This window comes from Rhodoferax sp. GW821-FHT10B06 (assembly GCF_059415605.1).
This window is the reverse complement of the sequence record NZ_JBWKNO010000011.1, coordinates 41998-65141: the sequence shown is the minus strand read 5'-3', so window position 1 is coordinate 65141 and position 23144 is coordinate 41998. Positions and strand designations below refer to the sequence as shown.

Sequence of the window (23144 nt, the reverse complement as noted above, 5' to 3'; positions counted from 1 at the left end):
GTGCCTGGTTGGCAAGAAGAAAATGGGCTTATCCACAGACCAGCCCGGGGCTTATTACTACTACTATTCTTTAAATTAAAGATATAGAAGAAGAATCAAGACAAGGTCAGGCCTGGGGGCATCTCCGTAAATACTATGGTTTTGATAGCTACTTGCGCAGGAAATAACTGCGCTGGGGCCTGGTTTTATCTATAAAACCGCAGCTGCTCTGCAGGCATAGGCCGGCCAAACAGATAACCCTGGAAGGCCAGGCAGCCATGCTCTACCAGGAAGTTGCGCTGTTCAGCGGTTTCCACACCCTCGGCAATCACATTCAAGCCCAGGCTTTGGCCCAGGCCGATGATGGTGCGGGCGATGGTAGCGTCGTTCGGGTCGGTCATGACGTCGCGCACAAAGGACTGGTCGATCTTCAGCAGGTCCAACGGCAGGCGCTTGAGGTAGGACAGCGAGGAATAGCCGGTGCCAAAGTCGTCCAGTGAAAAGCCCACGCCGTGGGCGCGCAGGGCTTCCATTTTGGAAATGATCTGCTCGATGTCTTCGGCCAGCACGCTTTCAGTCAGCTCCAGCTTCAGCTGGGCCGGGTTGGCGCCGGTGTGGGCCAGGGTGTCCAGCACCTGCTGCACAAAGCCTGCGTGCTTGAATTGGCGCGAGCTGACGTTGACGGCCATGGTCAGGTGCCGGGTGGCGCTATGGTCCTGCCAGGTCGCCAGCAGGGCACAGGCCTGTTGCAGTACCTGGCGGCCCAGCTCCAGGATCAGGCCGGTATCTTCGGCCAGCGGGATGAAGGTGGCGGGTGACACCATGCCGCGCATCGGGTGTTGCCAGCGGGCCAGGGCTTCCACGCCTGTCATATCGCCCTGGGCGTTGTGCTGGGTCTGGTAATGCAGGCGCAGCGCGTCTTGCGCAATGGTCAGGCGCAGGTCGGCTTCCAACGAAGCTCTTTCGCTGACCGCCGCCTGCAGTTGGGGGTCGAAAAAGCCTAGGGTGTTGCGCCCGGCGGCCTTGGCCTGGTACATGGCGATGTCGGCCTGCTTCAGCAGCTCGCCCACACTGTTCGGCGCGTGGCTGAAAGGGGCGATGCCGATGCTGGAGGTGCTTTGGTGCTCATGTCCGTCCAGCTGGTAGGGTTGGCTCAGGGCTTGCAGGATTTTTTCGCCCACGCGCCGGGCCTGTTCGCCAATGGCTTGCGGGTTGTCGCCCAGGTTTTCGAGCATGACCACGAACTCATCGCCACCCAGACGGGCCACGGTGTCCATATGCCGCACGCAGGCGCTCAGGCGCAAGGCGGCCTGTTGCAGCAACAGATCGCCCTTGTCGTGGCCCAGGGTGTCGTTCAGGGTCTTGAAGTGGTCCAGGTCGATGAACAGCAGCGCGCCACCCTGCCCGTTGCGGGCGCTGGTGGCCAGGGCGTGCTGCAGCCGGTCTATCAGCAGCTGGCGGTTGGGCAGCTGGGTTAGCGGGTCGTAAAAAGCCAGTTTCTGGATCTCGCGCTCGGTGGCCTTGCGCTGGGTGATGTCGTTGCTGATGGAAAGTATGGAATGGGGCTGGTTGTCCACGTCGGTGATCAGGGTCCAGCGCACCTCAATGTCCACCGTGCTGCTGTCTTGCCGCCGGATGGACAATTCCCCCTGCCATTCACCGGTCTGGATGACGGTGGCGTGCGCGGCTTCCGCTGCGGCCGGGTCGCTGTAGACCTCGCTCAGCAGGTATTTGCCCACGGACTCCTTAGCCGTGCGGCCAAATAGCTTTTCTGCGCTCTTGTTGATATACAGCAGGCGTTTGTCTAGCGTCCGTACCGAGATGGCATCCTGGGCCTGGTCTAGCAGCGCGGCCTGGTGATGGATGTGAGCGTCCGACCGGCGTTTGCTTTCTTGCGCACGCAGGTGGTCTATGCCAAAGGCAATGTCGTCAGCCAGCTGCTTTAGCAGCGGGATTTCTTCGGAGCCGATGTTCACCGTACTGTTTGCGTACAGATAGAACAGTCCAAAAGTGCGCTCCTTATTACGTAGAGGCAAACTGGCGATGGAGCGCAGGTCGTCTACCCAGGACTCTTTCAGCCAGTTCTTGAAGATGGCTTCCTTGCGGATGTCTGGCACGACGATGGTTTCACCCGATCGCATGGAACGTCCTGCGGGTCCTTGCCCATAGGGCGAATCGGCAGACCATGACATGGGCCAGGCGGTGAGGTATTCAGTGAGGTCACCTGCCTGGGCAACGATCAGGATGGATTTCTCAATATTGTCCTGGGCGAATCCCACCCAGGCCATGCGATAGCCGCCGATGTCCACGGCAATCTGGCAGATTTCATGCAGCAGGATGAATTCCGAAGTAGCCCTTATCAGGGCTTCATTGCAGGCGCTGACCATGCTATGGGCGCGGCCGAGGCGCGCCAAGTCCTTTTTTGCCCGCACGTGCTGGGAAACATCGTGGGCCAGCACCATGCGGGCATGCCGGCCGTTGAACAGCAGGCTGTCGCAAGACACCTCGACGTCGATGGTCTGCCCGTCCTTCTTGCGGTGGTTGCACGGCAAGGCGCGGATGTGTTCTTGGTCTGGCAAGGCCTCGGTTTGCAGCGTGTGCAGGTCCATGGCCAGGAATTCGGCCCGGCTATAGCCGTAATGGGCGATGGCGGCCTGGTTCACCTCCAGGATGGTGTGGCCAGCCGCGTCCGTCACCCACATGGGCAAGGGGTTGCTCTCGAACAGCGTGCGGTACTGCTGCTCGGAGGCTTGTAGCTGTTGCAGCTGTTGTGATTGGGTGGCTGGTGTCTCCATGCGCTGCAGGTCTTCCTGCGGAGGAAGTGGCTGCATCGTGTCAGGGGGCGCTTGGGTCGACGTCTCTGCCATGGTCCATTTCTACAGGAAGGTAGGCGCTGCGCCACACAAAGGCTCCACGCTGGAACTGTATGTTCTCACGGAACAGCCTGTGTCACCACAGGCTGTGCGTGGCTTGTGTATGCCGTTTCAGCCTTCGATGTTTTCGTGGCTGTCGGCCGCGCCCAGGCGCCAGTAGCCGGCGGCTTTGATCCATTCCGGGCGTACGCCACGCGCATCGACCAGATGGCTGCGCAAGGCCTTGGCGGCATGGGTTTCACAGGCCACCCAGGCATAGATATCGCCGGCCGGCAAGGCCAGGTCCTTCAGCCGGTCCAGCAGCAGGTTGGACTGGCCATGGGCACGGCCCAGGCGGTGGACCCAGACCATGGTGACATCGGCCGCGCTGTCCATGGGTAGCTCGTCGGCGGGGCCATCCACCTCGGCCAGTACCAGGGTGGGGGCGTCGGCGGGCAGCTCGGCCAGGCGGCGTGCAATCGCCGGTAGAGCGGTGTCGTCGCCGATCAGCACATGGCCGTCAAAGTCCGTGGGCAGGATGAAGGAGCCGCGTGGTCCGCCCACGCCAATGCGCTGGCCAACCTGCGCCTGTATCGCCCAGGTGGTGGCCGGGCCGGCGTCGTGCAGGGCAAAGTCGATTTCCAGGGTCAGGGCTTCGGGGTCAAAGCGGCGCGGCGTGTAGTCGCGCATGGTGGGGCGAGGGCCGTCGTGCGCTGCACCGGCGCCCGGCGGGCCGCTGGGCAGTACCAGCTCGCCGCTGACCGGGTCGGGGAAGAACAGCTTCACATGGTCGCCAAAGCCCGGGCTGCTGAAGCCCTGCAGGTCTGGGCCGCCCAGGGTGATGCGCACCATGTGCGGGCTGAGGCGCTGGGTGGCGACCACGTCTAGCAGGCGAAAGCGCAGCTCATGGCGAATACGGGAAGGGGTGCGGTTGGGGGTGGTGGTTTCCATTTAGATGCGTTCCAGGTTTTGTGCGGCTTGGTCCAGCACCTGGGCAAAGGCGTGGGCTTGTTCTTCGGTCAAGGGGGGGCCACCCAGACGCATGCGTACGGCCATCTTGAAGTTTTCCAGGGCGCGCATGACCTGCGGTGGCCGGCTGGAGTGCAGCTCGGCACCACTTTGCATGCGGGCCAGCATGGCGTCGGCCATGGTGCGGTTTTCGGCCAGGTGGGTCTGGCCGGCTTCGGTGATGCTGTAGAGCTTGCGGCCGCCGCCGTTCTCGGCCATGGTGGTGTAGCCCATTTCTTCCAACAGGGTCAGGGTGGGGTAGATCACGCCCGGGCTGGGGCTGTAGCTGCCGCCCAGGCGGTCGCCGATTTCCTTGATCAGCTCGTAGCCGTGGCGTGGTTTGTCGGCAATCAGTTGCAGCAGCACCAGGCGCAGGCCGCCGTGGCCAAATATCCGGCCGCCGCCACCGTGGCGACTGGCACCACGGCCACCGCGTTCCAGTCCTTCTTCGAAATGTCGCATAGTGTTCTCGATGTAATTTAGATGTTGTTACGATATATCTAAATTAGATCGAAAGTGAGTCTAAACAGAATAACCCTGTGGCCGCCGAGGGGCATTGCCGACTCAGTTTGTGAATAATTACTATGGTTTTTGTAGCTACTAGCGCAGGTAACACCTGCGCTGCGGGCCAATATTTCATATAAGACCGGGCAAGCTGGTGTGCGGCTGCTGCCGCGAGCGCCTGTGGTTCAGTGGGCGCTGGCCAGCTGCGCCAGGCGTTTGCCGAGCGTGGCCTTGGTGCAGCGCTGCAAATCCATCAGCAGCGCGCTATGGGGCTGCGCGATGCCCCAGCGCTGGCGCAGGTCGTGCTGGATCTGGCACAGCAGGTGGGCGGCCATTTCGGCATCGGCCAAGGCGCGGTGGGCCTGGCCGGTGCGCGGCAGGCGGTGGAAGTCCACCAGCGAGCCCAGTTTGTGGTTTGGCGCCTGCGGGTACAGGCGGCGCGCCAGCAGCAAGGTGCAGACAAATGGCTGCTCGGCAGGCTGGTCAATACGCGCCAGCTCGGCCTGCCAAAACTTGCGGTCGAAGGCCGCGTTGTGGGCGACCAGGGGCACATCGCCCACAAAACGGCTGGCCTCGGCCATGGCCTGGGCGGCGCTGGGCGCGTCGACCAGCATGGCGTTGCTGATGCCGGTCAGCTGGGTGATGAACGCCGGGATGCGCACGCCGGCATTCATCAGGCTCTGGTAGCGGTCTACCACCCTGCCTTGCTCCAGCATCACGATGGCCACTTCGGTGGCGCGGTCGCCCTGGCCGGGCGAGATGCCGGTGGTTTCAAAGTCGATCACAGCCAGGCGGGTCATGCGGCCTGCCCTGGCAACACCTCCTGCAAGCTGTTCAGCTGCTGGTGCAGGCTGTTTTTCAGGGCAAAGCGGTCGATCATAGGGGCGCGATTCTAGTGTGGTGTTCCATCAAGCGCGCAACGCCACACTAGCCAGCGCGAAGGGGCCGGTCCGCCAAAAACAATGTGTCGCTGGGCTTTTCGCAGTCTGTTGCGCCATCGCGTGGGCAGCGGCGTACCATGCGCAGCCATGGACGTTTTGAACCCGGTGCCGGGCGCACCCGCAAGCGCCGAGGCGCTTTTTTTTGATGGCACGCAGCGCCTGCAGCAGGGCGACCTGGCCGGCGCCGAAGCCGCATTGCGCACCGCAGTGCAGCTGGCCCCTACGCTGGCCGAGGCGCATGCCAACCTAGGTCTGGTGCTGGAGTTGCGGCATGCGTGGCCCGAGGCCGCCGACTGCTACCGCCAGTCGATCGCGCACAACTCCACGTTGGTCGATAGCTATGTGAACCTGGCCGGTGTGCTGATACTGATGCATCAGCTGGACGAGGCCGAAGCCGCCTGTGCTATCGCCCTGCGGCTGCGCCGCGACGACCCGCATATCTGGTGCAACCTGGGCGTGGTCTATGCACGCATGGGGCTGGAGGTGGAATCCGAAGAATGCTGCCGCGAAGCCCTGCTGCTGGAACCCGGCTACCCCAAGGCCCGATTCAACCTGGCCTATCTGCTGCTGCGCCAAGGGCGCTGGGAGGAAGGCTGGGCGCATTTCGAGTCGCGCGACTGGTACGCCTCCATGGCCCGCCTGATGCACTGCCCACGGTGGCGCGGCGAGCCGCTGACAGGCCAATCCATCCTGGTGGGCTACGAGGCCGGCCATGGCGACATGCTGCAGTTCTGCCGCTATGTGGCGGAGCTGAAGACACGCGGCGCCGGCCTTGTGACCCTGGTCTGCCATCCGCCGCTGAAACGCCTGTTCGCCAGCCTGGCAGGGGTGGATGTGCTGGTGGGCTATGACGAAGACCTGCCGGATACCGCTTGGGACTGCTGGACGCCTTTGATGAGCCTGCCATCGCTGTGCCAGACCAGGGTGGACAGCGTGCCGGCTCCCCTGCCGTATCTGCACGCCGAGCCGCCCCTGCTGGCCGAGTGGGCGCACCACCCTGCCCTGGCCCAGGTGCCGGTGGGCCATCTGCGCGTGGGCCTGGTGTGGAAGGGCAGCACCAGCTTTGAGAACGATGCCGAGCGCTCGCTGGCCAGCCTGTCCACCCTGTTGCCGCTGGCCGCTGTGCCGGGCGTGACGTTCATCAGCCTGCAAAAGGGTGCGGGGGAAGACGAGGCCGCGCATCCACCCCCGGGCATGGCTGTGCGCGCCCTGGGGCCGCAGATACGCGACTTTGCCGATACCGCTGCCATCCTGGCGCAGCTGGACCTGTTGATTTCGGTCGACACCGGCGTGGCCCATCTGGCCGGTGCGCTGGCTGTGCCGTGCTGGGTGATGCTGCCCGACTACCTGATCGACTGGCGCTGGCTGGCAGAGCGTAGCGACACGCCTTGGTATCCTGGTGTGATGCGTCTGTTTCGCCAGCCTGCGGGCGGCGGCTGGGCGCCTGTGGTGGATGCGCTGGCAGCCGCCTTACACGCGTTTGCGGCGGGTGCTGGCGATGCCGGGGGCGCTGGGAATGCTGGTCTTCGCCACGCTTAGGTTGCTTGCGCTGCTGCGGCTGAGCTCGTTGGCAATGGTGCGGTTTTTGCTGTCCATCGCGTGGTCGAACATGGCGCGCCCGGCGGCGTCGGGGTCGCCCGAGGCAATCGCGGCGACGATGGGGCGGTGCTCGTTGGCGGTGATGGGCATCAACCAGCTGTCGGCCAGGTTCAGGCGGCGAAACAGCGACAGCTCTTTGATCAGCTTACGGTAAATCTCGGTCAGCTTGCGATTGCCCGCCAGCTCCACCAGCCGGTCGTGGAACTTCAGGTTCAGCAGGTGGTAGTGGTAGGCGTCCTGGGCCTTGACCTGGCGCTCCATCTCCGTCACCAGACCCTTGATTTCTTTCAGTTGGACGGTTGTGATGTGGGTGGCCAGCTGGCGCCCCACCAGCTCGTCCAGCGAGGCGCGCAGGTCAAAAATCTCTACGGCTTCATCGGTGGGAATGTCGCGTACGAAAACGCCGCGGTTCTTCTCGAAGCGCAGCAGGCCGCCTTCTTCCAGCATGCGAAAGGCTTCGCGTACCGGGCCCCGGGACACACCCAGCTTCAGGGCCAGCGTGGCTTCGATCAGCTTGGTGCCGGGACCGTATTCACCTACCAGGATGGCGCGCTCTATTTCCTGTTGCACCACGCTTGTCAGCGAGCTGCTTTGGAGGAGGGCGATGGTGGGATGGGGTGCAGCAGACATGCCCCGAATTGGAGCACAGTTTGTATAAAAAACCTGGCAAAAAGCCCCAGAATCCAAGCGGTTCTGGGGCGATACAACAACGGTTTATTTCTTGCCCATCGTGGTGGCGGGTGGGCCTTTGAAGCGGCGGCGCTCAAAGCCAAACCACACCACGGCCGTCAGCACCAAAAAGCCCAGCGTGATCTGCAGGGCCGCATCGTTTGGTGGCTGTACACCCAAGAACAGGATCAATGCTGCGGCCAATGCAACCAGCAGCGCCACCAGGCGAAATACCGGGCCCATGTCCCACGGACCCATCTTGTTCCAGCTACCGCCATAGGCCAAGCCACCCAGCACGATGGGCAGGCCGTAGGAGATGAAAATGAAGATCACCGTCACCGACACGATGGTGGTGTAGGCCGGGGTGTACAGCGTGAACAGGATGGCGATGATGGATGCCGTCCAGATCGCGGCTACCGGCGACTTCAAAGTGGCATGTACGGTTTTCAGCGCGCCCGAGGCAGGCAGGCCACCGTCGCGTGCAAAGGCAAAAATCATGCGCGATGCCGAGGTCACGGTAGCCAGGCCGCACAGAAACTGCGAGGCCGTGATGGCCCAATACAGCACGTTCTTGATGCCGGTTGGCAACACCGCGTCCATGGTGGTGAAGAACACATTGCCGCCACTGGCTGCGGCCTTGTCCATGTCGGGAATGGCGATCACGAAGGCGCACAGCATCAGATAGCCAAACAGCGAGGAATACAGGGTAGACGACACAATACCCTTGGGTACTGCGCTGGAGGCGTTGACGGTCTCTTCTGCCGTGTGGGCGGATGCATCGAAGCCGGTAATGGTGTAGATCGGTAGCAGCAAACCCAAGCCGAACAGCAGCCACATGCTGTGGGTTTCTGGCCATACATCACCACCGATGGCGCCGCTGTAGTTCTTGAACGTGATCAGACGTGCAAAGTCATAGCTGGGCGCATATGCCAGCAACGCCACGGTCAGGAAGATTGCTGTGGCAAAAATCAGATAACCGCTGATGTCCGTCAAAAACGCTGTTAATTTGATGCCGATATGGTTGGCGAGCGCTTGCAGAGCGGTGATGCCGATGACGAAGGTTGCCTGGGTCTGGAAGTTGGCTTCCCACCCCAAGCTGGTGCCAAATGCACCGATAAAGAAGTAAAACGTGCCCACATTGATGGCACCCAGTACCGTCACCAAGCCCAGCAGATTCAGCCAGGCGGTCAGCCAGCCCCAGCCTCGGCCGCCGAGGATCGAGCTCCAGTGGTACAGGCCGCCCGCGGTAGGAAAGGCCGAGCCGATCTGCGCCATGCCCAGTGCAAACACCAGACTGATGGCGCTGCCGATCAGCCAACCTATGCCAATGGCCGCACCGCCCACGCCGGATATGCCCTGGGACAGCGAGTTGATGCCACCCGACAAGATACAGATGATGGAGAACGAGATCGCGAAGTTCGAAAACGGCTTCATGCTGCGCGACAGCTCTTGTTTGTAGCCCATGCTTTGCAGCACGCTGGCGTCGTCGGCGGCTATGCCTGACGTGTTCGCAGAAAGTGTCATCAAGTACTCCTGAATAGGATGAATGGAAAATGAACATATGCACATCCCATGCCTGATGCTTCCGCAGGTATTTGGACCATGGAAATTGCCCTGCGTGTGTAACCGCGATTTGCGCGCTGCACAAGCAAAATCTGCAGATTGTTAACAATCTACAGTAGAGCAATTGACAAGCTGGGTGCAAAGCGTTTCAATGCCCAAGCCCTGAAACACAGGCACAAAGCACGGCGTAGCGGCCCAATTTGGTGCGCCATGGCCTTGGAATACAAAACGGTGAGAGACAACATGGCATCCAAGAAAACACCTGCCCAGCACCCTGCCCTGGCGGCCCTCCAGCAATCTGGCGCGGCCAAGGTCAAGGTCGCCGTCAGCGACATCGACGGCGTGCTGCGCGGCAAGTACCTGCACATCGACAAATTCATGGGCGCGGCCCAACCCTACCCAGCCGGCGGCTTTGGTTTTTGCGATGTGGTGCTGGGCTGGGACATGATGGACAGCTGCTACGACAACACCACCGTCACCGGCTGGCAGCACGGCTTTCCCGATGCGCTGGCCCGGCTGGACCTGGGCACGGCGCGCCACGTGCCATGGGACAACCAGGTGCCATTTTTCATGGGTGAGTTTGTGCTTGCCGACGGTACGCCGCACCCGCTGTGCCCGCGCCAGACCTTGAAGCGCGTGCTGAAACGCGCCGAGAAAATGGGCTTGCAGGTCATGACGGGCATGGAATTCGAGTGGTTCAACTTTCTGGAAACGCCGCATAGCTGGGCCGAGAAAAACGGCGTCGGTGCCACCAAGCTGACACCCGGCATGTTCGGTTATTCGCTGCTGCGCATGAACCAGAACCGTGATTTCTTCAACGCCATCATGGACGACATGCTGGCCTTCGGTGTGCCTATCGAGGGCCTACATACCGAGACTGGCCCTGGCGTATTTGAAGTGGCCATAGGTTTCAGCGAGGCTCTGGCCCAGGCCGATCGGGCCATTCTGTTCAAGACCGGTGTGAAAGAAATCGGTGCCCGCTATGGCATCATGCCCAGCTTCATGGCCAAGCCGCATGCGAACCTGCCGGGTTGCAGCGGCCATATCCACCAAAGCTTAAGCGATGGTAAGAACAATCTGTTTTATGACGCCAAGCAGTCGCGCAAGATGAGCAAGCTGTTTGAAAGCTATCTTGCGGGCCAGGTTGCCTGCATGATGGATTTCGGCCCCATGATCTGGCCCACCATCAACAGCTACAAGCGCCTGGTGGATGGCTTCTGGGCGCCGACCAAACCCACTTGGGGCATGGACAACCGCACTGCCAGCTTCCGCGTGATCGCTGGCAGCCCCAAGGCAACCCGCCTGGAAACCCGTTGCCCTGGCGCTGACGTGAACCCCTACCTGGCCATGGCCGCCGTCATTGCCGCTGGGCTGGACGGTGTGGAAAAAGGTTTGAAGCTCACAGCTCCACCTATCACCGGCACCAATGGCGGTGCCGAGCACATTGCCCGCGCACCGCGCACCCTGATTGAAACCACCCGCGTGTTCCAGCAGTCGGCCATCGCGCGCGACTGGCTGGGCGACACCTTCGTGGACCACTTCGCCGCCACCCGTGAATGGGAATGGCGCCAATGGCTGGACGCCGTCACCGACTGGGAACTGAAACGCTATTTCGAGATCATTTGAACCATGACCATCACCAATTTCGCCTTTCCCACGCCCATCAAATTCGGTGCTGGCGCGCGCAAGCTGGTGGCCCAGCATTTGCTGGACCAGGGCCTGCAGCGTCCGCTGATCGTGACCGACCGGGCCCTGGCCGCCCTGCCGGTGATGGCCGAGTTCGTCAGCCATCTGAATGGCCTGGTGGTGGGGCTGTATAGCGGTGTGCATGGCAACCCGACCTGCAGCCAGGTGATGGACGGAGCTATCGCTTTCAAGGACCACAACGCCGATTGCGTGATCGGCTTTGGCGGCGGCGCGGCACTGGATGTGGCCAAGGTAGTGGGTATTGCGGCCACGCACCCGGGTGACATTCTGGAATACGTATGGGACCACCCGCAGGTGCGCCCCATCAACCAACCGCTGCCGTATTTCGTGGCCCTGCCTACCACCTCCGGCACAGGCTCCGAGGTGGGCCGCTCCAGCGTGGTGAGCGAGAACGACACCCACCTCAAGCGCGTGATCTTCAGCCCCAAGATTCTGGCCCAGGTGGTATTTGCCGACCCTGAGTTGACCCTGGGCTTGCCGGCCCACGTGACGGCGGCTACAGGCATGGACGCGCTCACGCACAACATCGAAAGCTATCTGTCACCGGCCTACCACCCGCTGTGCGATGGCATAGCGCTGGAGGGCACGCGCATTGCCGCAGCCGCCCTGCGCACGGCCGTGCACGAGCCCAGCAATCTGCAGGCCCGGTCCGACATGATGATGGCCTCGATGATGGGCGCCATCGCCTTCCAGAAAGACCTGGGTGCGGTGCACTCCTGCGCGCATGCGCTGGGCGCCGTGTGCGACCTGCACCATGGCCTGGCGAACGCGCTGATGATCGACACCGTGCTGGTCTGGAACCAGGCGGTGGTGCCGCACAAGTTCGACGAGCTGGCCCATGTTTGCCAGGTGCCGGGCGGCGGCAAGGCTTTTGTTGCCTGGTTGCGCGAACTCAAGCACGACATTGGTATCACAGGCCGCTTGGCCGACCACGGCGTGCGTTACGAGCACCTGCCGCGCCTGGTGGAAATCGCCACGGCCGACATCTGCCACCAGACCAATCCGCGTCCTTGCACGGCGGAGGATTTCGAAATGCTTTTCAAGGCGGCGATGTAATGTCCAACCCCACCCGACCCGAGCGTTTGAAGATCGGCATCAGCGCCTGCTTTTTGCACCCCGACCCGACCCGCGCGGCCTTCGCCAAGAAGACGCTGCAGTACGTCGAGCAGTCCATGGCGCACTGGATCATGTCCGGCGGTGCGTTGCCGGTAATGGTGCCCTCGCCTGTAGGCGACACCGCGCGAGGCGAGGTGCATTTTGACGACTACGCGCAGTGGCTGGACGGCCTGGTGCTGCACGGTGGCGCTGACGTGTGGCCCGGCAGCTATGGCGAAACCCCGTTGCAGGAGCGTTGGAGCGGTGACCGCATCCGCGACGAATACGAGCAGGCCTTGGTGAAGGCCTTTGTGGCCGCAGGCAAGCCCGTGTTCGGCGTGTGCCGCGGCCTGCAGCTGATCAACGTGGCTTTTGGCGGCACCCTGTACCAGGACATCGCCACCCAGCGCCCAGAGGCCGTGCTGCACCGCGACGCCGATGCCTACGACCACCATTTCCACCCGTTGCAGATCGTGCCCGAAACCCGGCTCAGCGCACTATTACCGGACGGCAGCAGCTACAAGATCAATAGCATTCACCACCAGGGCATCAAAGACCTAGCGCCCGGCTTTGTGGTCGAAGCGCGCAGCCCCGAAGACGGCGTGATCGAAGCCATTCGCAGCACCGGCCCGGCCTATGTGGCGGCCGTGCAGTGGCACCCTGAATTCCACCAGCCGGCTCTGGGCACGCTGGACGACACCCCTTTGCTTGCCGACTTTCTGGCCGCAGCACACGCCGCCAAGGCCGCCCACACCCAATCACATAAGCCATGACTACCCTCGCCATCCACAACCCCGCCAGCGGTGCCAAGATTGCCGAAGTGCCGGCCGACGATGCGGCCTCGGTCGCCGCCAAAGCCCTGGCCGCGCGCGCGGCCCAGCCCGTGTGGGCGGCCGCGCCGTTGGAGATGCGCAAGGCCTGCGTGCTGCGCTTCCGCGCCGCCGTGGTGGCCGAGCTTGAAGCCCTGGCCGCCACCATGACCAGCGAGACCGGCAAGCCCATCGCCATGTCGCGCAACGAGCTCAACGGCTTGCTGGGCCGCATCGACTTCTTCCTGGCCGAGGTGGACACCAGTACCGCCACCGAGACGGTGCTGAACGAGGGCGGCATGACCGAGCAGATCCAGCACATCCCGCTGGGTGTGGTGGCGAATATCTCCGCCTGGAACTACCCTTGGTTCGTGGGCTGCAACGTCATCCTGCCGGCCCTGCTGACCGGCAATGCCGTGCTCTACAAGCCATCTGAATACGCCACGCTGACCGGCCTGAACATCGTGCGGCTGTTGCATGCGGCCGGCGTGCCCACGGATGTGCTGGTAGCGCTGGTCGGCGGCGGTGATGTGGGAGCGGCTCTGCAGGCGCAGCGCATCGACGGCCTGTTCTTCACCGGCTCGTACGCCACCGGCGCCAAGATCGCCCAGGCCCTGGGCCCGCGCATGGTCAAGCTGCAGCTGGAGTTGGGCGGTAAGGACCCGACCTATGTCTGCGACAATGCGCAGGTGCAAAACGCCGCCGCCTCGCTGGCCGATGGCGCCATGTACAACACCGGCCAAAGCTGCTGCTCGGTGGAGCGCATCTATGTGCACGCCCATGTTTTTGATGCCTTTGTGGCGGCCTTTGTGGACGCAGTGCACGGCTTCAAGGTGGGTGAGCCCATGGCCGACGACACCTATATCGGTGCCATCACCCGCAAGGCCCAGTTGGACGTGCTGGACGCGCAGGTGGCCGATGCGGTAGCCAAGGGCGCCACATTGCTCACAGGCGGCAAGCGCCTGCCGGGCAATAGCTATGCGCCCACGGTGCTGGTGGGCGTGGACCACAGCATGGACGTGATGCGCGAGGAAAGCTTCGGCCCGATCATCGGTATCCAGAAGGTGGCCAGCGACGCCGAGGCTGTGGCATTGATGAACGATACCCGCTATGGCCTAACTGCCGGCGTTTTCACCCCCGACGAGGCCCGCGCCCGCGCCGTGCTGGCCCAGGTGAACGCCGGCAGCGTCTACTGGAACTGCTGCGACCGCGTCAGCCCGCGCCTGCCCTGGAGCGGCCATGGCGATTCGGGCGTGGGCCTGACCCTGTCCACCTACGGCATACAAACCTTCACCCGGCCCAAGGCCTGGCATCTACGCCAGGTTTGAGCACCCCGCGGGGCTTTGGCCGTTGTTCAGCTGTGTCAGTGGTATTGCGGTGGGCATGCTGAACATGGCGCCTTGCGAATAGTCGATGCCCAGCGCCAATATCTGCGCCTGTATGGAGGCGGTATGCACAAATTCGGCAACGGTTTTGAAACCCAGTTCGCGAGCGAACTGCACGATGCCACGGATGATGACCAATGCGCTGGGGTTGTTGTCGAGATTACGGATCAGACTACCGTCGAGTTTGATGATGTCGGCATTCAGGCGCAGCAAGTGGTCGAAATTGGAATATCCGCTGCCGAAGTCGTCGATGGCGATGCTGCAGCCCATGGCTTTCACTTCATCGATGAAGGCCCGAACTTCGAGGTAATTCTGAATACCTTCTGACTCCAGTATTTCAAAGATGACCTGTCGGCCGATACCGGTTTCACTGAGACGGCGTTTGATGAAGCCGGTGGTTTCCGGGTCAACCAGGTCTTCGTATGACAGGTTGAGGGAAAAACTATAGGGCGTGTCCTGGAACACGGCGAAGCTCTTGCTCACCATGATGCGGGTGATTTCGCCATATAGGCGCAGCTTCTTGGCAATCCCCAGAAATTGCCCTGGCCCTACCGGAGATCCGTGCTCATCCAGCAGGCGTACCAGACATTCAAATTTTTCGATCTTTCCATTGCTGTTGCTAACAATCGGCTGAAAGTACGGAACGATGCGATCTTCATGCAAGGCCGTCTTTAAGCGTTGTGCCCACAGCAGGTTCTGCTCATATTCTTCACGTACCTTGAGGGCTGGGTCGTAGACTGCGTAATGGCGGTGCTGAAGGCGAGCCAGTTTCAAAGCAATATTGGCAGACGACAGCAATGTCTCTCCAGATGGGGCTGCTTGTGTGGACTCATTCTCGGTAGTCACGGCGCCTAAGGTCACGTTGACCCCGATTTCTTGTTCCTCCCAATGGAAAAGCGCAGTGTGTATGTAGGTAGACAGCGCATGCAGGTAGGTGTTCAGGGCGGCGCGGTCCAGTGCTGTATGGATCCGGATAGCGAACTCGTCACCGGGTAGTTTGTACAAGGCGGTACGCCCACTATTCAGACCGGTATCAAGAAACTTCTGCAACTTATCGCGCATCGAAATGAGGATGTGGTCACCGCATTGGTGGCCATAGAAATCGTTGATTTCTTTGAATGCATCGATATTGACCTGGATGAGGCTTTCTTGCTGTGGCGCCGCGGTTTCGCGTAGCAGTTTGGCCCGATTGGGCAAGCCCGTGAGTGAATCGGTGGACAGTGTTTCCAGCAACCTCAGAATATGGGCTACTACATACAGAATGACCCCTGAAAGTACCAGTAATACCAAGCCGGTAGTCAAGGCGATTTGGTAGTTGGTCTGGCGCATGGGCTCCAGTACGGCGTCAATTTCATCCTGCGGCACACCGATGCCGAAGACCATGCCCGCGCGGGTGCGCGACAAGAACATGGAATAGCTACGTCCTTGCACACCTAGCTGGTGGGTTTGTATCGGCAGTTGCATCTGCCCACCGCGGAAAGAGGTGCTCCCCGGTGGTGGTGTTGCGGGAAGCTCCAATGTCGACAATGCGTCCATCAGTGCTTGGTTGGTCGATGACTCGGACGACTGCGACAGACTGGACAGCTGGCGATTGTTGTTGTCCATCACGAACGCGAAGCTGCCCGGGGTGACATCGGCACCGCTGACCAGACGGATGATTTCTTCCGCGCGCCACGAGGTGGTGGCCAAGCCGATGAAACGGCCGTGTTCGTCGTGCATGGGTGTGGCCACCGTGACCAGGCCGTCGCTTTGCACGGCGTCGTAGTAGATGGGAGTCCAGTGGAAGATTTCCTTACCGGGTGATTTGTCGTTATCGTTCGTTGGCAGTGCGGCCACATACCAAGCTTGCTGGGAATAGGTATAGGCACTATCTGCATACGCTGGGATCAGTTGCACGGAGTTGTTTTTCCAGCCTGCATAGGCGGCGGCAGGCCAGATGTTCGGCGCAAACCAGATTCCTCCGCCCGACGCTTCGGGAAAATCACGGATCTTTTTCAGCAATGCGCTTTCTAGTTCGGTCCGACGCGTACGGCCGTTCTGCTGCTTCATGCTGTAGAGCAATTCGCCCAGGCGCGCTAGTGCGGCTGCGTTCTTCTCCATGATCTGGTGGCGGGCGTCGATACGGTCCAGGTTGCCATGGAAGGTTTCATCAATCTGGCGCGCGCGCAGTTTTGACATGGCCTCTTGGGAATAGCTCAGATTGAGCGAGGACATCACGCCCATGCCAGCCAGGAACAGCGTTACCAGCAGCAAGAGGATGAGCATGATGAGTTTTTTAATGGAGCTCATGCCTCCCTCAACCGTTGAACGCATTGGGGAGCCCATCAGTGCATGGTTTCCTGGGTACGCCGAGCTCGTTGCCGTGCATTTGCCAACTGCTCCGTTGACAGTTGGCGTGCAATTTCGTCGCGTGGTGCTGCCGCTGCACTTTGGCCGCCGGCGACCGCCAAGCTCAGCCAGACATAGGCTTGTATGGCATCAGCATCTACGCCCAGGCCCTGGGCATAGAGAGTGCCCAGGCGGTACTGGGCTTCAGGAACCCTTTGTTCCGCGGCGGCGAGCAGCCATTTGCGGCCTTTTGCCGGATCAGCGGTGGCTATGCCTTCACCCTGGGTATACATCTTGCCCATGTACAGCTGGGCATTGCCATGCCCTTGTTCCGCCGCTTGGGTGAAGTAGCGCAAAGCCAGTGCCAGATCGCGCTTTATGCCGTTGCCTTGGTAGTACATCTGGCCCTCCATGAACTGGGCTTCAGCCAGGCCTTGTGCGCTGGCCAGTTCGAACTGTTGCAGGGCTTTGGTTGGATTCTGCGGTAAGCCCTGCCCGCGAAGATACAGCTGCCCTAAATGCAGTTGCGCTTCGGGCAGACCCTGTGCTGCCGAACGCTGGGTCCATTGCACGGCTTCCGGCAATAGCTGCAGTACGCGGGCACTGAAGCCGAGGTTGTATTGCGCCCGAGCATCGCCAATTTCTGCTGGTTTTCGGCACGCGGCGTGGGCTTCGCGGTAGTTCTTGATGGCGAACGGCAGGTAGCAGTTGTCCAGGACGGCCTTGTCTTGCGTGGTTGTGGCGGAGCGCGCGGACGTTGATGGGGCTGTCGACATCGCAGATCCTGGAGCTGCACCTGCTCGACTCACCTGTTCGGCAAAAGCCTGGACGACTGCAGGGCAAGAGTAGCGGTAGCCGGTATCCAGTTTTTCCAAATTGGCAGCGGTTTTTTCGCGGCCAGCATAGCTGTCTGCGATGGCTGCACAACGCTTGTCGCGTTCAGCCCGTACCCTGTCCAGGGTGGGAGAACGACCCGGCCCATGGCGTTCCAGGTAGCGGCTTAGCGGATCAATCGCTGGTTGTTCTAGCAGCTCGTTGATTTCACGCGTGGCTGGTGTCGTTGAAGCTTCCTTGGCAGCAGGAGCTACGGGGACATGGCTTGCACAGCCAGTGAACAACAAGAGCGACAAGCATGTAGTTAACCAATGCCGTATTGAAGCAAGGCTTATATGCTGTGATCTCGTAGAGGGGGAAGAGAGCAAAGGCACCGTATGAGTGTTTTCGGACACCATCAAAATGCGGTCCTTCTTAAGATATCCAGATGCTTGGTCCGCATAAGCGGTAAAAACGTGTGGGAGTTAGTGAAGCGAGCGAACAAATTGTCACTGAAATGGTTACATGTTTTACATATGCCTTGCAGCGCAAAAAAGCCTTCGGTGTGTGTTATTGCCAGAACTCTGTTCTTTTTGTTGAATCCTGATGGCGCTGCCGGTGCGACTTTGGGATGCGGCATGGCATTAATTTTGCTGGGCAGTAATGTTTGCATGCGACTCCACTACAGCGGCTGTCTTCATTTGTAGACCTACCGCTGCCAAAGTTATCCAAAGGTTGCCTATGCCCCAGTTTGTCCATACGGTAGGCGCCCATAGCTACCGCTTCCGCGATCTCCGCGAGCTGCTCGCCAAAGCCACGCCGCTGCGCTCCGGCGACCTGCTGGCCGGCGTGGCCGCCGGCAATGCACAGGAGCGTGTGGCCGCGCAAATGGCGCTGGCCGATCTGCCGCTGGCCACCTTTCTGCAGCAACCTGTCGTGCCCTATGAGAGCGATGAAGTCACGCGTCTGATCATCGACAGCCACGACGCTGCGGCCTTTGCGCCCATCCAGCATCTGACGGTGGGCGACTTCCGCAACTGGCTGCTCAGCGATGCGGTGGACGGCGCCACGCTGGCCGCGGTGTCGCCCGGCATCACGCCCGAAATGGCGGCGGCCGTCAGCAAGATCATGCGCAACCAGGATTTGATTCTGGTGGCCAAAAAATGCCGGGTCATCACCGCCTTCCGCAACACCATCGGCCTGGAGCAGCGCCTGTCCACGCGCCTGCAGCCCAACCACCCGACCGACGACACCAGCGGCATCGCCGCCAGCGTGCTCGACGGCCTGCTGTACGGCAGCGGCGACGCGGTGATCGGCATCAACCCCGCGACCGACAACGTGCCCCAGGTGATCAATATCGTCACCATGTTGGACGCCATCATCCAGCGCTACGAAATCCCCACGCAAAGCTGCGTGCTGACCCATGTGACCAACACCATCCAGGCCATAGAGCGCGGTGCGCCGGTGGACCTGGTGTTCCAATCCATCGCCGGCACGCAGGCGGCCAACCGCAGCTTTGGCATCGACCTGGCCATCCTGGCCGAGGCGCGCAGTGCGGCCTTGTCGCTGAACCGCGGCACGGTGGGCGACAACGTCATGTATTTCGAAACCGGCCAGGGCAGCGCGCTGTCGGCCAACGCCCACCATGGCATGGACCAGCAGACCTGCGAGGCCCGTGCCTACGCCGTGGCCCGCGCCTTCCAGCCGCTGCTGGTGAACACCGTGGTTGGCTTCATCGGGCCCGAATACCTGTTCGACGGCAAGCAGATCATCCGCGCCGGCCTGGAAGACCATTTCTGCGCCAAGCTCTTGGGCTTGCCCATGGGCTGCGACGTTTGCTACACCAACCACGCCGAGGCCGACCAGAACGACATGGACGTGCTGCTGACCCTGCTGGCCGCCGCCGGCTGCAGCTTCGTGATGGGCATTCCCGGCTCGGACGACATCATGCTGAACTACCAGACCACCTCGTTCCACGACGCGCTGTACGCGCGCCGCCTGCTGGGCCTGCGCCCGGCGCCCGAGTTCGAAGACTGGTTGCGCCGCATGCAGATTTTTGAAGGCGAAGGGGTAGCGCAGCTGGCGTCTGCATTGCCAGAACCGTTTGCCCAAGCACTGTTGGTGATGGCATGAGCGTAGTCCCGAATCCTTGGCATACCCTGCGCAGCCTGACCGCTGCGCGCATCGCCCTGGGCCGCACCGGCATCAGCCTGCCCACCGCGCCGCAGCTCGAATTCCAATTGGCCCATGCCCGCGCCCGTGACGCCGTGCACCTGCCGCTGGACACCGCCCAGCTGGCGCAGGACCTGGGCGAGGTGCTGCCCGGCCACCCCGATGCCATCCAGCTGGCCAGCGCGGCGCCCGACCGTGGCACCTATCTGCAGCGCCCCGACCTGGGCCGCCGGCTGGACGCCACCTCGCACGACTTGCTGGAGTCCTTTTACCAACCCGCCCGCCCCTACGACCTGGCGCTGGTAGTGGTGGACGGCTTGTCCGCCCTGGCCATCGCGCAAAACGCCGCACCCTTTATCCACGCCCTGCTGCAGCGTCTGGAGCCAGAAGACTGGTCGCTGGCGCCCACCACCATCGTCACCCAGGGCCGCGTGGCGATTGGCGACGAGGTCGGCCAGCTGCTGGGCGCGAAGACCGTGGTGGTGCTGGTCGGTGAACGCCCCGGCCTGAGCTCGCCCGACAGCATGGGCTTGTACCTCACCTGGGCACCCCATGTCGGCCTGACCGACGCCGCGCGCAACTGCATCTCCAACGTGCGGCCCGAAGGCCTGTCGTACTCCGACGCCGCCTACAAGCTGCACATGCTGCTGCGCGAGTCCCGCCGCCGCCAGCTGTCGGGGGTGGATTTGAAGGATGAGACGGTGGATGTGCTGGCATCGGACAGCGGCGCGATGCGCAACTTTCTGCTGCCCTGAGCCGGGACTAGAGCCTGCTGGCCGACTCCCATAGCTGGGTTGGTTGCAGCTGCGCGTACCAGGTGCTGAACTGTGAGCGGTAGGCCTGCCACGGTTCTGCCAGCACCGGGCGCGGGTCTTGGCTCAATGCATAGGCCATGCCTTCAACAAACCATGTGGGCTTGAACAGCAGTTGCACCACGCCGAGTTGCTGGCCTTGCAACTGGTGAATCAATTCATGCCGCACGTAGTACGGCTTCCAGGCACGTGGGCCGATGACGGTGCCGATAGTGCCGAGCGTGACGGCAGAACGATCCCCCAGGCCAAACGATTCCGCGCAGCCTTGGGTCGCGCAAAAAATGACGCGTGGCTCGCCTTGCAAGGCTTGCAGGTGGCTGGTCACAAAGGCATTGGCTTCCTGGTAGAGGGCGGTAGCCTGGGTCAGCTGCGCCATGTCATCTACACACACATACGCGGTGGGACAGGACACGCCCGCTAGCGTGGGCGCGATCACGCGCACCGGCCGTACCAAGGCCCAGCTGGCAACCGGTACCACGACCCCGAGTAGCAATGCCCAGCGCAAAAGTGAGGGCTTCTTTGGTGCAAAGGGCATGGTGAATCGCAATGGCTGCGGAGGGTGAAACTGGCTCAATCTTAGAGTGCCATGAAGGGATGGACCGCTTGGCCCATCCGCCGCGTACGGACGACGCTGGAGCTCATTCCGCCGGACGCATCAGCCCGGCCAGCTCTGTATGGCCGCGTGCCTGCAGCGTGTCGGCAGCACCAATGCGGTCGCGCAATTCGCGGTTTTGGCTGAGCTTGACTTTGCCCACCAGGGAGGTGATGGCGATCTCGATGCCTACGATGTTGCGCAGCATGCTGTCGATGTACTCGGGCGCCGAGTCGCCCATCTTCCATGGTGTGGGCTCAGTCGCTTCGTGGCGCCGCGTCAGACGTGCCACGATGCCGCGTACAAAGCGTTCATCGTCACGCACGGTCAGCACGCCGTGGGCGTGCACCACCTCGTAGTTCCAGGTCGGCACCTGGCGGTGGGTTTCGTGTTTGCTGGGGTACCAGGTGGGCGAGATATAGGCCTGCGCGCCACGAAAAATCACCATCACCAGGCTGCCCGTGGGGCAGCGCTGCCACACCGGGTTGGCGCGGGCCACGTGGGCCGACAGCAGGCCATGCGGCCCCACCCCGGGGTCGAACTCGAAGGGCAGGTGGTCGGCATCCAGCCCGCCGTCTGCCTGGGTGACCAGGGTACCCAGGGGGTGCTCGCGGATGATGCGCTGCAGTTGTTCAGGCCGGTTTTCAGCGAAGTGCGCAGGGATGTACATGGTGTGGGTTGGAAGCGCTAGAGATGGCTGAATATCGCGTAAAACTGGCACAATCAGAAGAGCCAGTTTTGTTAATTTTTCATGGGCCAGTCTAAATCTTCGTCCGATCGCCGCGCTGGTGTGCCCGGTGCCGGGCGCCGTATTTACGACCTGTTGCGTGCGCAGATGGCCGACGCGACTTTGCCGGCGGGTGCGCCCGCACCGTCCACCCGGGCCCTGGCGGCCGACCTGGGCGTGTCGCGCACCACCGTCACCGCCGCCTACGAGCAACTGGCGGCCGAGGGCTTTCTCATCACCTCCAAGGGCCGGGCCGCTCGGGTTGCCGGCTCGTCGGCTGCGCCCGCAACGCCACGTACAGCCGTGGGTCGGCGCGGCAAGCCGGTGCCTGCGCTGTCCGCATTCGGCCGCCGTGTGGCGGGCATGCAGATGCCGGGGCTGCCGGCGGCGGAGCCGGCCCGCATCGATTTTCTGTACGGGGCGGTGGCCTCGCGCGACTTTCCTACGCTGGCCTGGCGGCGGGCCTACCAGACTGAATTGCTGCGCCAGCAGCACAGCCTGTACTACGTGCCGCCCCAGGGCGATGCGGCCTTGCGCCGCGCACTGCAGGGCTATTTGCGGCGTGCGCGTGGCCTGGCTTGTGATGCTGAACAGATACTGGTGGTGCACGGTTCGCAGCAAGGCATCGACCTGTGCGCGCGGCTGTTGCTGGACGTGGGCGATGCCTTCGTGTTTGAAGATCCGGGTTACCTGATGGCGCGCCGCTGCTTCGAGGCCACGGGCGCCGCGTTGCTGGCGGTGCCGGTGGACACCCAGGGCCTGGAAACCGCCCGTCTGCCTAGCGACGAGCGTGTGCGCCTGGCCTATGTCACGCCATCGCACCAGTTCCCATTGGGCGGCGTGCTGCCCATAGGCCGGCGGTTGGAGCTGCTGCAGTGGGCGCAGCGCCAGCACGCCTGGATCGTCGAAGACGACTACGACGGCGAGTTCCGCTACGGCCAGCACCCGGTGGACGCGCTGCAGTCCATCCAGGCGGATGGGCGGGTGATCTACATGGGCACCTTCTCCAAGGCCTTGTCGCCGCAGCTGCGCCTGGGTTATCTGGTGCTGCCCGCCGAGCTGGTGCCGGTGTTTCGCCAGGCCAAGCGTCTGGCCGACCGGCATGCGCCTGCGCTGGAGCAACGGGTGCTGGCCTCGCTGATCGACAGCGGTGTTTACGAGCGCCACGTGCGGCGCAGCCGCCGTGAGAACGAACGTCGCCGTACGGCCCTGCTGGATGCGGTGGCGCGCTACCTGCCTGGCGATGCGCGTCTTGCCGGCACGGCAGCTGGACTGCATGCCGTGCTGTGGCTGCCCTCGCTGCGGCCGCAGGACGAGCCGGCCTTGGCCGCGGCGGCCCGTGCGAGCGGCGTTGGCGTCTACCCGGTGTCGCCGCTGTTCGCCAGCCCACCGTCGGGTGCCCAGCCCCGGCCGGCCGGCCTGGTCCTGGGCTACGCAAGCCTGGCGATCGAACAGATTGGGCAGGGCGTGCAGATTCTGGCGGCGGCGGTTGCGGCCTGTTCCACCCGGTCTGGTTAGAGGTCAAATAGGCCGCTAGCGCACAAATAACCTGCGCAGGCAGCTATTAATTTAGGAGCGTGACAAGGTTT

Annotated in this window: 19 protein-coding genes; 8 read left to right on the top strand and 11 right to left on the bottom strand. The window is 62.4% G+C overall.

Annotated features, from left to right (window positions below; genetic code table 11):
* Window positions 1-185: 185 nt before the first annotated feature.
* The 4 genes from AC07O2_RS17225 to AC07O2_RS17210 all read right to left on the bottom strand — a co-directional run bounded on the left by AC07O2_RS17225 (window position 186) and on the right by AC07O2_RS17210 (window position 5143).
* Window positions 186-2810, bottom strand: coding sequence for a bifunctional diguanylate cyclase/phosphodiesterase (locus AC07O2_RS17225; RefSeq protein ID WP_495076973.1), 2625 nt, complete (start codon window positions 2808-2810; stop codon window positions 186-188).
* Window positions 2811-2963: 153 nt separating this feature from the next.
* Window positions 2964-3782 (bottom strand): siderophore-interacting protein, encoded by an 819-nt coding sequence (locus AC07O2_RS17220; RefSeq protein ID WP_495076972.1) that lies wholly within the window; start codon window positions 3780-3782, stop codon window positions 2964-2966.
* Window positions 3783-4301 (bottom strand): PadR family transcriptional regulator, encoded by a 519-nt coding sequence (locus tag AC07O2_RS17215; RefSeq protein ID WP_495076971.1) that lies wholly within the window; start codon window positions 4299-4301, stop codon window positions 3783-3785.
* Window positions 4302-4528: 227 nt separating this feature from the next.
* Entirely contained in the window at window positions 4529-5143 is a 615-nt protein-coding gene (locus AC07O2_RS17210) for a 3'-5' exonuclease (RefSeq protein WP_495076970.1), read from the bottom strand.
* A gap of 228 nt (window positions 5144-5371) precedes the next feature.
* Here AC07O2_RS17210 and AC07O2_RS17205 point away from each other — a divergent pair, with 228 nt between their 5' ends.
* Window positions 5372-6823, top strand: coding sequence for a tetratricopeptide repeat protein (locus AC07O2_RS17205; RefSeq protein ID WP_495076969.1), 1452 nt, complete (start codon window positions 5372-5374; stop codon window positions 6821-6823).
* Here the strand turns inward: AC07O2_RS17205 and AC07O2_RS17200 are convergent.
* The gene (locus AC07O2_RS17200; protein WP_495076968.1) at window positions 6755-7513 is read right to left on the bottom strand and encodes a phosphonate utilization associated transcriptional regulator; all 759 of its coding nucleotides are present in this window, start codon (window positions 7511-7513) and stop codon (window positions 6755-6757) included. The two genes, AC07O2_RS17205 and AC07O2_RS17200, sit on opposite strands and share 69 nt — an antisense overlap.
* Before the next feature lie 84 nt (window positions 7514-7597).
* Window positions 7598-9076, bottom strand: coding sequence for an amino acid permease (locus tag AC07O2_RS17195; RefSeq protein WP_495076967.1), 1479 nt, complete (start codon window positions 9074-9076; stop codon window positions 7598-7600).
* Window positions 9077-9358: 282 nt separating this feature from the next.
* Between AC07O2_RS17195 and AC07O2_RS17190 the strand changes: the two genes are divergently transcribed.
* From AC07O2_RS17190 to AC07O2_RS17175, 4 genes are read left to right on the top strand one after another with little or no spacing between them, the layout of a single operon-like run.
* Window positions 9359-10741, top strand: coding sequence for a glutamine synthetase family protein (locus tag AC07O2_RS17190; RefSeq protein WP_495076966.1), 1383 nt, complete (start codon window positions 9359-9361; stop codon window positions 10739-10741).
* A gap of 3 nt (window positions 10742-10744) precedes the next feature.
* A complete protein-coding gene (locus AC07O2_RS17185) occupies window positions 10745-11878 on the top strand; it encodes an iron-containing alcohol dehydrogenase (RefSeq protein WP_495076965.1) in 1134 nt (377 codons plus the stop codon).
* A complete protein-coding gene (locus AC07O2_RS17180; RefSeq protein WP_495076964.1) occupies window positions 11878-12690 on the top strand; it encodes a gamma-glutamyl-gamma-aminobutyrate hydrolase family protein in 813 nt (270 codons plus the stop codon). Before AC07O2_RS17185 ends, AC07O2_RS17180 begins: the two co-directional genes overlap by 1 nt.
* Entirely contained in the window at window positions 12687-14054 is a 1368-nt protein-coding gene (locus tag AC07O2_RS17175; protein ID WP_495076963.1) for an aldehyde dehydrogenase family protein, read from the top strand. Before AC07O2_RS17180 ends, AC07O2_RS17175 begins: the two co-directional genes overlap by 4 nt.
* Here AC07O2_RS17175 and AC07O2_RS17170 read toward each other — a convergent pair.
* From AC07O2_RS17170 to AC07O2_RS17160, 3 genes are read right to left on the bottom strand one after another with little or no spacing between them, the layout of a single operon-like run.
* Window positions 14040-16400: a bifunctional diguanylate cyclase/phosphodiesterase gene (locus AC07O2_RS17170; RefSeq protein WP_495076962.1), complete on the bottom strand. Its 2361-nt coding sequence runs from the start codon at window positions 16398-16400 to the stop codon at window positions 14040-14042. The genes AC07O2_RS17175 and AC07O2_RS17170 overlap by 15 nt on opposite strands.
* A 35-nt stretch (window positions 16401-16435) precedes the next feature.
* Window positions 16436-17671, bottom strand: a complete 1236-nt coding sequence (locus AC07O2_RS17165) for a tetratricopeptide repeat protein (protein ID WP_495076961.1) — start codon at window positions 17669-17671, stop codon at window positions 16436-16438.
* Window positions 17671-17925, bottom strand: a complete 255-nt coding sequence (locus AC07O2_RS17160) for a hypothetical protein (RefSeq protein ID WP_495076960.1) — start codon at window positions 17923-17925, stop codon at window positions 17671-17673. The genes AC07O2_RS17165 and AC07O2_RS17160 overlap by 1 nt, the downstream gene beginning before the upstream one ends.
* Before the next feature lie 68 nt (window positions 17926-17993).
* Between AC07O2_RS17160 and AC07O2_RS17155 the strand changes: the two genes are divergently transcribed.
* Window positions 17994-19385: an ethanolamine ammonia-lyase subunit EutB gene (locus AC07O2_RS17155; RefSeq protein ID WP_495076959.1), complete on the top strand. Its 1392-nt coding sequence runs from the start codon at window positions 17994-17996 to the stop codon at window positions 19383-19385.
* Complete coding sequence (eutC, locus tag AC07O2_RS17150; RefSeq protein WP_495076958.1) at window positions 19382-20179, top strand: ethanolamine ammonia-lyase subunit EutC; 798 nt, start codon at window positions 19382-19384, stop codon at window positions 20177-20179. The genes AC07O2_RS17155 and eutC overlap by 4 nt, the downstream gene beginning before the upstream one ends.
* A 7-nt stretch (window positions 20180-20186) precedes the next feature.
* On the opposite strand, the gene AC07O2_RS17145 is transcribed toward eutC, so the two are convergent.
* Complete coding sequence (locus tag AC07O2_RS17145; protein WP_495076957.1) at window positions 20187-20771, bottom strand: hypothetical protein; 585 nt, start codon at window positions 20769-20771, stop codon at window positions 20187-20189.
* Between the two features lie 103 nt (window positions 20772-20874).
* Entirely contained in the window at window positions 20875-21498 is a 624-nt protein-coding gene (locus AC07O2_RS17140) for an FMN-binding negative transcriptional regulator (RefSeq protein WP_495076956.1), read from the bottom strand.
* Between the two features lie 81 nt (window positions 21499-21579).
* On the opposite strand from AC07O2_RS17140, the gene pdxR reads away from it, so the two are divergent.
* Window positions 21580-23073 (top strand): MocR-like pyridoxine biosynthesis transcription factor PdxR, encoded by a 1494-nt coding sequence (pdxR, locus tag AC07O2_RS17135; RefSeq protein WP_495076955.1) that lies wholly within the window; start codon window positions 21580-21582, stop codon window positions 23071-23073.
* The last annotated feature ends 71 nt before the right edge of the window (window positions 23074-23144 follow it).